This is a genomic window from Thalassospira sp. MCCC 1A01428 (genome assembly GCF_002115825.1).
GTDB lineage: Bacteria > Pseudomonadota > Alphaproteobacteria > Rhodospirillales > Thalassospiraceae > Thalassospira.
Map to the genome: position 1 here is coordinate 1 of NZ_JFJZ01000176.1, position 404 is coordinate 404.

1 protein-coding gene is annotated in these 404 nt (G+C 57.4%); it reads right to left on the minus strand.

The genetic code is table 11. The features are described from left to right. The coding region (locus tag THS27_RS27120; RefSeq protein WP_168185042.1) for a hypothetical protein at positions 1 to 404 on the minus strand (404 nt) is incomplete at both ends.

Consider the following 404-nt stretch of genomic DNA (forward strand, 5'->3'; position numbering starts at 1 on the left):
GTCAAACCCGCTATCCATGCGCTTCACAACACCGCCCAGGGCAATAATTGTGCTTTCCAGCCGGGCAATCGCAGACTGATCTGCCCCGCGGGCATCAATGTTATAAACGCTGCCCCCGCCTGTGCTTGCCGCCGACGATGCGGCCGCCTTGGGCAGTTTCAAATCAACCGGAATTTTCCCCGATGGCACCGGCACATAAGCCTCGGGAACAGATCCTTCACCAAATTCGGCAAATTGCCGCCCGGTGGCAATTCCGCCCGCAGAATAGCGCCGCAGCGGCACCGGCCCGCTATTGGTCATAATTCCGCCATCGGCGAAACTTGACCAGTCATAGCCAGGCGATGTCATATCGCTGGTACCGCCGCCGACTTGTGACCAATCATAGCTTGCCGATGAATAATCAA